The following is a 9,182-nucleotide window of genomic DNA, read 5'->3' as shown; positions in this document are numbered from 1 at the left end:
TCCCGCTTCGCCCAGCCCACCGAGCTCGACCTGAGCGCCTTCGCGGGCCGGCACCCGGTCGAGCTGTTCGGCGGGGTGCGCTTCCCGGCCGTCGGTGAGCTGCCCTACCTGCTGACCCTGGGGGGCCACGGCTTCTACTGGTTCCGGCTCGCCCGAACCGCACCCCGACCCCGCATCGGCCGACGACTGTGAGCGTGCGCCGACGAGAGGAGGCGTCACCATGACGAAGACCGCATTCCTGCGCCCGCGCAGCGCACCCGCCGGGTCCATGGAGTCGTTCACCGGGCTGCTGCGCGAGTGGCTGCCGGGGCAGCGCTGGTTCGCCGGCAAGGACCGCCCCGTCACCGACCTCCATGTGCTGTCGATGACGGAACTGTTCCCGGGCTGTCTGCACCTGCTGGTCCACGCGGGCCACGGCGGCGTGCCCTCCCCCGGCAACACTCCCTGGGCCGGTGACTGCTACCAGCTCCTCCTCGGCGTACGGGAACACCCGGCGCCGCGCCTCGGCCGGGCCCTCATCGGCAGGGTGCAGGACGGACCGCTGGCCGGGCGGACGGTCTACGACGCCCTCCACGACCCCCGTTCGGCCCAGCTGCTCCTGGAACGGCTGCGGTACCCCGGCACGACCGGACCTCTGCGCTTCGAGTGCGACGCGGCCCAGCCGGGGCCCGGCGCCGGGCTGGTACCGCGCCTGCTGGACGCCGAGCAGTCCAACTCCTCGCTGGTGTACGGCGAGGAGTTCATCCTGAAGGTCTTCCGGCGGATCCAGCCCGGGGTCAACCCGGATCTGGAGGTACCGGGCGCGCTGTCCCGGCAGGGCTGCCACCGGGTCCCCGCCCCGGTGGCCTGGTTGCGCACCACGCATCCGTTCAAGGCGACGCTCGGTGTCCTCCAGCCGTTCCTGCGGAACGCCTCCGACGGCTGGACACTGGCCCTGGACGCACTGGCTTCCGGGGACGACTTCACCGCCCAGTCGCACGCCCTCGGCCGGGCCACGGCGGACGTGCACCTGGCACTGGCCTCGGCCTTCCCCGTCGGCGGCCCCGGGGAGAACGGACTGACGGCGGCGGCGATGACCGAGCGACTGACGGCCGCCGCGCACTCCGTCCCCGTCCTCCGGCCGTTCGTGCCCGGCCTGCAGGCCGCGTTCGCCGCGCTCGCGGTCTGCGACCCCGGCCCGGCCGCCCAGCGCATCCACGGCGACCTGCACCTCGGGCAGGTGCTGCAGGCCGGGCGCGACTGGTTCGTCATCGACTTCGAGGGCGAGCCGTCCCGGCCGCTCGCCGAACGGCGCAGCGCCCACTCCCCCCTGCGGGACATCGCCGGGATGCTGCGCTCGTTCGACTACGCCGCCCGCCAGCGGCGCCCCTGGCGCCCGGAGTGGGCGCGCCGCTGCCGCGAGGCCTACTGCGCGGGCTACGCGACGCGCTCCGGCTGGGACCCGCGAAAGAAGCACGGGCTGCTCCGCGCCTACGAGACGGACCGTGCCGTGTACGAGGTGCTGTACGAGGCCCGGCACCGACCCGACTGGCTGCCCGTACCCATGGCGGCGATCGAGCGCCTCGCCGTGAGAGGAGACTGAAGCCGTGGCCCTGCATGACACCCCGCTTCCCGAGTCGGCCGGGCCCGCCCCGTCCGCTCCGGCGGCACACGGGACCGCTCCCGCCCTCGATCCCACCGACCGGGGGCGCCTGTTGGCGGGCGCCCACCACGATCCGCACGCGCTGCTCGGCGCGCACCCGGTGCCGGGCGGCATCGCCTTCCGGGCGCTGCGCCCCTTCGCGCGGTCGGTGAGCGTGGTCACCGGCGGCGAGCGCGTCCCGCTCGTCTCGGAGGGCGACGGCCTGTTCTCCGTGGTCCTGCCGCTGGACGCGATCCCCGCGTACACCCTGGCGGTGGCGTACGGGGACGAGGACGCCGTGGAGGTGCACGACCCGTACCGGATGCCGCCCGCGCTGGGCGAGTTCGACCTGCACCTGATCGGCGAGGGACGGCACGAGGAGCTGTGGACCGCGCTCGGCGCGCACCCCATGACCCACCAGGGCGTGAGCGGCACCCGCTTCACCGTGTGGGCGCCGAACGCGCAGGGGGTGCGGGTCGCCGGGGACTTCACCTGCTGGGACGGCACGGCGTTCCCGATGCGCTCGCTCGGTGCCTCCGGGGTGTGGGAGCTGTTCCTGCCGGGGATCGGCGAGGGCGCCCGTTACAAGTTCGAGGTGCACTCCCGGTACGGTCACCTGGCCCTCAAGGCGGACCCGATGGCACGCCTCGCGGAGGAACCGCCGAACACCGCGTCGATCGTGACGTCCTCGCGGTACGAGTGGGACGACGCCGAATGGCTGGAGCGGCGGGCCGGTGTGTCCGTGCACGAGGCCCCGTTCTCGGTGTACGAGGTGCATCTGCCCTCCTGGCGGCCCGGTCTGACCTACCGTCAACTCGCCGACGAACTGCCCGCGTACGTGAAGGACCTCGGGTTCACCCATGTCGAGCTGATGCCGGTCGCCGAGCATCCCTACGGTCCCTCCTGGGGCTACCAGGTCACCGGGTTCTACGCGCCCACGGCCCGGCTCGGCACCCCGGACGACTTCAAGTACCTGATCGACGCCCTGCACCGGGCCGGGATCGGCGTGATCATGGACTGGGTGCCGGCCCACTTCCCGAAGGACGACTGGGCGCTGGCCCGGTTCGACGGGGACCCGCTGTACGAACCGGGGGACGCCCGGCGGGCCGAGCACCCGGACTGGGGCACGTACACGTTCGACTTCGCCCGTACCGAGGTGCGCAACTTCCTGGTCGCCAACGCCGTGTACTGGTGCCAGGAGTTCCACATCGACGGGCTGCGCGTGGACGCCGTCGCCTCCATGCTCTACCTGGACTACTCACGGGACTCAGGCCAGTGGGAGGCCAATGCGCACGGCGGCCGGGAGGACCTGGCCGCGGTGGCGTTCCTCCAGGAGATGAACGCGACCGTGTACCGGCGCTGCCCCGGCGTGGTGACGATCGCGGAGGAGTCGACCGCGTGGGGCGGGGTGACCCGGTCCACCGACACCGGCGGGCTGGGGTTCGGCCTGAAGTGGAACATGGGCTGGATGCACGACTCGCTCGAGTACGTCTCCCACGAGCCGGTCCACCGCAAGTACCACCACCACGAGATGACGTTCTCGATGGTGTACGCCTACAGCGAGAACTACGTGCTGCCGATCTCGCACGACGAGGTGGTGCACGGCAAGCAGGCCCTGGTGTCGAAGATGCCCGGCGACTGGTGGCAGCGCCGGGCGAACACCCGGGCCTACCTCGGCTTCATGTGGGCCCACCCGGGCAAGCAACTGCTGTTCATGGGACAGGAGTTCGCGCAGGGCGCCGAATGGTCCGAGCAGCACGGCCCGGAGTGGTGGCTGCTGGACGACGCGTACCACTCGGCGGGTGACCACCGCGGGGTCCAGGACCTGGTGCGTGACCTCAACACCCGTTACCGCGCGACGGAGGCGCTGTGGCAGCGGGACACCGACCCGGCGGGCTTCCGCTGGGTCTCGGTGGACGCGGCCGAGGACAACGTGTTCGCGTTCCTGCGGTTCGACGCCGAGGAGCGGCCGCTGCTCTCGGTGTCGAACTTCTCCCCGGTCGTCCGGCACGGGTACCGGCTCGGCGTGCCCGACGAGGTGAGCGCCTGGCAGGAGGTCCTCAACACGGACGCGGCCCGCTACGGCGGCGGTGACGTCACCAACCCGGACCCGGTCAAGCCCGAGGACGGCTGCGTCCGGATCACGCTCCCGCCCCTGGCGACGGTGTGGCTGGTGCCCGACGTCCGGTGAGACCCGGCGGCACCCCGCCCTGTACCCGCGCCGGACGGCAACCGGCGTGGGTACGAGGTGTTCTGACGGTCCGTAAGGGTGGGCCCGGAGATGCCCCGTGCGGCCGTGTGCGGTATACACGGGCGTGGTGATCATCACCATCGGCTCCGTCCGGGGTCATGTGTGCGCCCTGTCCGGGGCCATGCGTACGCCCCGGTCCGGGGACGCCGAACCGTGCGGTTCCCGTGCGGTCCGGGGGCACGGGAAGTTCCGAGGTCATCGGTGTGGCCACACTTCCCGCGATCCCGGCCCCGGAACGCCCCGGCTCGGCTACATTCAGGCACCGCCGATGACCCTGCTCGTCGGTCGAGTCACAGCCCGTACATGTCAGGAGCAGTGCATGCGCGACCCCGCTCTCGCTCCCTGGGCCGCCTCGCCCCTGACGGGCGGCCTCGCGGACAGTCTCTTCGAGACGGCCGCCGAGAGCCCCACCCTGCCGATGCTCGCCCGCCGCGCCGACCCGGCCTCCACGACCTGGGAGAAGGTCACCGCGCTGGAGTTCCGCGACCAGGTCGTCGACCTGGCCAAGGGGCTGGTCGCCTCGGGGCTGTCCCCGGGCGACCGCGTGGCGATCATGGCGCGCACCCGCTACGAGTGGACGGTCCTGTGCTACGCGCTGTGGACCGTGGGCGCCGAGGTCGTCCCCGTCTATCCGTCCTCCTCACGCGAGCAGGTGGAGTGGATCCTCCGGGAGTCCGACTGCGTGGCCGTGATGGTCGAGGACGAGCAGGGGGTGATGACCGTCGGGTCCGTGTGTGCCGCGCTGCCGCGGCTGCGGCACGTCTGGCAGCTGGACTCGGGGGCGCTGGACCAGCTGGTGGCGCGCGGCGAGTACATACCGGCGGCCATGGTCGACTCGCTGCGCCGGATCGTGCTGCCGGACTCGACGGCCGTGATCGCCTACACCTCCGGCACCTCGGGGCACGCGATGGGGTGCGCCCTGAGCCACCGCAATCTGGCCGCCTCCTGCGACACCCTGCTGGAGGGCTGGGCCCACACGGCGGCTCCGCCGGGGGAGCAGCCCGTGCTCCTCGCCTATCTGCCGTTCTCCCATGTGTACGGGCTGATGGTCCAGGGCCTGTGCGTGCGCGGCGGCCTGCTGATGGGGCACGAACCCGACATCAGCACGGAGTCCCTCTCCTCGGCCCTGCGCACCCTGCGGCCCACCTATCTGCACGCGGTCCCCTCCCTGCTGGAGAAGATCTACAAGAACTTCCTGCGCGCCGCCCAGCAGGCCGGGCGCGGAACGCTGTTCGAGCGGGCCGCCGACACGGCCCGCGACTTCGCCGCCGCCGTGGAGCGGCAGCGGCTGGGCCGGGGCCCGGGGCCCGGCCTCGACCTGCGGCTGCAGCACTCCCTGTACGAGCGCACGGTCTACCGCAAGCTGCGGGCCGCGCTGGGCGGCCGGGTGCGCCGGGCCACCTCGGGTGGCTCGACCCTCGACCGTGACCTGTCCCTCTTCTACGAGGGCATCGGCATCTACGTCCACGACGGCTACGGGCTCACCGAGACCGGTGGCGGGGTGACGATGCAGCCGCTCGGCAGGGAGAAGTCCGGCACCGTCGGGCGGGCGCTGCCGGGCAGCGAGATCAGGGTCGCCGAGGACGGGGAGATCCTGGTGCGCGGGCCGTCGGTGTTCCAGGGCTACCTGGGCGACGAGGCCGCCACCCTGGCCGTGCTGGCCGGCGGCTGGCTGTCGACGGGGGACCTCGGCCGGGTGGACCCGGAGGGCTATCTGACGATCACCGGCCGCAAGAAGGACATCATCATCACCAGCAGCGGCAAGAGCGTCGCGCCGGCGGCCCTGGAACAGCGGCTGCGGATGCACCCCCTCGTCCACCAGGCCGTCGTCGTGGGCGACGACCGGCCCTGTGTGGGGGCGCTGATCACCCTGGACCCGGAGTTCCTGACGCACTGGCGGGCGGTTCTCTCCCCGCCGGGCGACGCGCCGACCCGGGAGGCCCGGGAGGAGAACGCGCTGCACGAGGAGATCGCGCGGGCGGTCGCCGCGGCGAACAGCAGTGTGTCGCGTTCGGAGTCGATCCGGGTGTTCCGGGTACTGGCGGAGCCCTTCGACGTGACCAACGGGCTGCTGACGCCGTCGATGAAACTGCGCCGGGACGAGATCGTGCGACGCCACGCGCTGGAGATCGACGCGATGTACCACTCGCGTTCGCGTCCGAGACGGGCCCCGGCGCCGGAGGAGCCGTCGGTCTGGGACGACTCGGACAACGTCTTCCGCTGACTGTGCGGCGCGGGTCGCCGGAGTGTAGTGGGGATCACCCACCGCGCACGGGCATACGGGCGCGTAGGCTCCGCCGGCCCGGGAACCCACAGACCAGGGAGACGAAGGAAAGGGAACGAGCCACATGAACGGCTGCCCGTCGGATCCGGGGCAGGGAAGGCGACATGGCATCCGAGCCGCGTAGGGACAAGTCACTGGCCGCCGAGGAGATCACGGACCGCGTCGCCGGCTTCCACGGGGAGCTGCACGACGTCACCGACGCACGCCTGGTGGCGGAGGAGTTCCTCTTCGACCTGGCCCGCGTGTCCGCGCCGGCGGCTCCGGAGCACTGGGACGACATCCTCCTGGTGGTCACGGAACTGGCCGCCAACGCGGTCCAGTACGCGCCGGGCCCCTTCGAGATGCGGTTGCGCCGGACGTTCGACGGGGTGCACGTGGTGATGCACGACACGAGCACCACCGTGCCCGCGCCCCGGCCCTTCCGGCCCAGCCGCGGCGGGGGCGGGATCGGCTGGCACCTGATCCACACGCTGTGCGACCAGGTCAGCGTCGTCGGTACCGACCACGGCAAGGACATCCATGTGTTCCTGCCCTGGTGACGGCCGCGGACGGGGCCGGCGGGGGCCGCCGGGCGGGTCCGCCCGGCGGTGCTCAGCAGACCGGGCCGGGCAGCCTCCGGTAGTACTCGCCGACCGCCGTGAGGTACTCGGGGTCCATGGTCTCGCTGTCGGTCCTGAACCGGGGCGCCGCCTTCACCTGTGCCCTCGTGCAGGACACCGTTATCCTCCGCTCGCCGGCGTCGACGGCGGTGATGACGCCGACCGGTACGAGAAGGCTCCGGCCGAACACCCAGACGCCGGTGTCGACGACCAGGTGCCGCATGGAGTGGTGGTCGGCCTGCCGGTCCACATGGCCGATGGTGCCGTCGCTCGCGGCGACGGTGTATCCCGTCAGGTCCGGACCCTGCCCCTGGGCGGGACCCAGCTCCGGCGCGTATGACCAGATGCTCTCGATGGGCACGCTGCTCCTTGCCTCCCCGGTGGACGATGCTTCCGGAGCGGGCGGGCTCCCTCGTCGGCCCGACCGTCTCCACAGCAGCCAACTACCCGGCTGGAGCCGGTGCATTCGGCGGGCGCCGCCCCAAAACCGGCCCCGGGCGGCGGCCGGCCGGGGTGCGGGGCACCGCATGCCACGGCGATGCGGGGGTAGGCGGCCGCGTGTGCGGCCGCATCCGGTCGCCGGTCCGTCCGGAAATCTGGGAGGCAATTCGTGTCGATGGTTCCGAACCCGCTGTCCGTCGAGGTGACCGTGCCCCGGGAGGACGCCGTCCTGCTGACGGTTCGGGGATACCTGGACGCCGACACCGCGAAGGAGTTCCAGCACCACCTGGCCAACCAGTTCCATCACGGGCGCCGGCACTTCCTGCTGGACCTGTCGGCGGTCCCCTTCATGGACTCGTCCGGCATGAACATCGTCCTGCGGGTCTATCAGGAGGCCCGTGATCTGCCGGGGAGCGTGCACATCATCTCCCCTCCCCCCGCGGTGCGCCGCGTCCTGGACCTGACCGGGGTGAGCATCACGGTCCCGTTGTCCGAGAGCGCCGAGGAGGCGCTGGAGCGCGTCGACTCCCTGTCCGGCGCACCGCGGGAGCCCGGTTCCTGAGAGGCTCGGGGCGTCGTTAGAGTGGTCGCCCGGCAAGGTCACAGCACCGTCTCGGATCCTTCACCGGCTCGGTGCGGCAACGACGATGAGGAGACACAGGTGCCTGAGCACGAAGCGGGCGAACCACTCGGGACGCCGACGCTCGAGGTCAGGGACTTCCTGCGGCGGCGGCGTGAGCAGATCGCCCAGCGGTGGGCGGACGAGCCCTTGTTCCGTGCGGTGTTCACCCTCTCGCGCGACGAGGCGGTGGAGGCCGGCAAGGCGGTCGTCGACGCCCTGGCCCAGGTCGCCGACGCCCAGCGGGTCGAGGACTCCGACGCCGCCGGGTTCACCGGTGTCCGCGAGCAGCTGGCCCGGATGACCGCGGCCCGCAGCCGCGCGGGGCTGTCCGCCACGCAGGTGTCGAACGAGCTGGCCGCCCTGTGGCCGCCGGTCGAGAACCTCCTCGCCGCCGACCTGGCCCAGGCCCCGTCCGAGGAGCTGCGGGAGTGCGCGACCACGCTGAGCGTGCTCATGGGCACCCTGCGCGTGGTGGCCATGCAGACGGCTCTGAGCGAGGGGCAGGAGCTCATCGACCGGCAGCGTCTGCAGCTGCTGGAGGTGGCGACGCCGGTCATCAAGCTCTGGGACGGGATCGTCGCGGTCCCGCTGATCGGGACGCTCGACAGCGCCCGCAGCCAGGTCGTGATGGAGACGCTGCTGAACGCGGTGGTCGACCAGCACGCCCGGTTCGCGATCCTCGACATCACCGGGGTGCCGACGGTCGACTCGCTGGTGGCGCAGCATCTGATGAAGACGGTCGCGGCGGCCCGGCTGATGGGCGCGGAGTGCATCGTCTCCGGTATTCGTCCGGCGATCGCGCAGACCATGGTCCACCTGGGTCTCGACCTCGGCTCGGTACTCACCCGGGCGAGCCTCGCCGACGCGCTGGGCTACTGCCTGCACGAGCTGGGCGTCGACGTCGTGAGCACGACGGCCGGCAGTGCGGGCCGCCGGTGAGCGAGGCGTTCTCCCGCCCGGTCGCGGGACATGTGCCGGTGCTGAGGCTCGGCGGCGTGCTTCTGGTGACTCTCCAGGGCGACCTGCACGACAGCACGGCCCAGCAGCTCCAGCAGGACCTGTCGGAGACCATCGTGAGCAGCGGGGTCACGGGGGTGGTGATCGACATCTCCGGCGTGGAGATCGTCGACTCCTTCCTGGGGCGGGTGCTCGCCGAGATCGCGGCGCAGTCGTCGCTGCTGGCCGCGCGGACCGTCCTGGCCGGAATGCGGCCGGCGGTCGCCATCACCCTGGTGGAGCTGGGACTGACGCTGCCGGGGCTGCGTACCGCGCTCGACACCGAGGCGGCGATGGCGCTGCTCGAGCAGCCCGTCGTACCGTCCCGTGCCGGTGGCAAGCACCGGGAGCACCGGTGACGCCCGCCG

At 72.2% G+C, this 9,182-nt stretch carries 9 protein-coding genes; 8 read left to right on the top strand and 1 reads right to left on the bottom strand.

What is annotated here, in order from left to right; translation table 11 throughout:
* The 5 genes from ACWEQO_RS28275 to ACWEQO_RS28255 form a co-directional block, all read left to right on the top strand.
* Positions 1-192: alpha-glucosidase C-terminal domain-containing protein (locus ACWEQO_RS28275; protein WP_452985720.1), on the top strand; the 192-nt coding region annotated here is incomplete at its 5' end.
* A 28-nt stretch (positions 193-220) separates the two neighbouring features.
* Entirely contained in the window at positions 221-1,582 is a 1,362-nt protein-coding gene (locus tag ACWEQO_RS28270; protein ID WP_361461075.1) for a maltokinase N-terminal cap-like domain-containing protein, read from the top strand.
* Between the two features lie 4 nt (positions 1,583-1,586).
* Entirely contained in the window at positions 1,587-3,812 is a 2,226-nt protein-coding gene (gene glgB, locus ACWEQO_RS28265) for a 1,4-alpha-glucan branching enzyme (RefSeq protein WP_452985719.1), read from the top strand.
* Positions 3,813-4,191: 379 nt separating this feature from the next.
* Entirely contained in the window at positions 4,192-6,096 is a 1,905-nt protein-coding gene (locus ACWEQO_RS28260) for an AMP-dependent synthetase/ligase (RefSeq protein ID WP_361461069.1), read from the top strand.
* A gap of 164 nt (positions 6,097-6,260) precedes the next feature.
* The gene (locus ACWEQO_RS28255; RefSeq protein ID WP_361461066.1) at positions 6,261-6,695 is read left to right on the top strand and encodes an ATP-binding protein; all 435 of its coding nucleotides are present in this window, start codon (positions 6,261-6,263) and stop codon (positions 6,693-6,695) included.
* Positions 6,696-6,747: 52 nt separating this feature from the next.
* On the opposite strand, the gene ACWEQO_RS28250 is transcribed toward ACWEQO_RS28255, so the two are convergent.
* Positions 6,748-7,116, bottom strand: a complete 369-nt coding sequence (locus tag ACWEQO_RS28250) for a PRC-barrel domain-containing protein (protein ID WP_361461063.1) — start codon at positions 7,114-7,116, stop codon at positions 6,748-6,750.
* A 255-nt stretch (positions 7,117-7,371) separates the two neighbouring features.
* Between ACWEQO_RS28250 and ACWEQO_RS28245 the strand changes: the two genes are divergently transcribed.
* The 3 genes from ACWEQO_RS28245 (at position 7,372) to ACWEQO_RS28235 (ending at position 9,173) form a co-directional block, all read left to right on the top strand.
* Positions 7,372-7,758: an STAS domain-containing protein gene (locus ACWEQO_RS28245; RefSeq protein WP_452985722.1), complete on the top strand. Its 387-nt coding sequence runs from the start codon at positions 7,372-7,374 to the stop codon at positions 7,756-7,758.
* A gap of 99 nt (positions 7,759-7,857) precedes the next feature.
* The gene (locus ACWEQO_RS28240) at positions 7,858-8,757 is read left to right on the top strand and encodes an STAS domain-containing protein (RefSeq protein ID WP_361461057.1); all 900 of its coding nucleotides are present in this window, start codon (positions 7,858-7,860) and stop codon (positions 8,755-8,757) included.
* Positions 8,754-9,173 carry an STAS domain-containing protein gene (locus ACWEQO_RS28235; RefSeq protein WP_452985718.1) on the top strand — a complete coding sequence of 140 codons (420 nt, stop codon included), beginning with the start codon at positions 8,754-8,756 and terminating at the stop codon, positions 9,171-9,173. The genes ACWEQO_RS28240 and ACWEQO_RS28235 overlap by 4 nt, the downstream gene beginning before the upstream one ends.
* Positions 9,174-9,182: the final 9 nt, after the last annotated feature.

The organism is Streptomyces sp. NPDC004051 (genome assembly GCF_053604275.1).
This window is presented reverse-complemented; position numbering and strand designations above follow the sequence as displayed.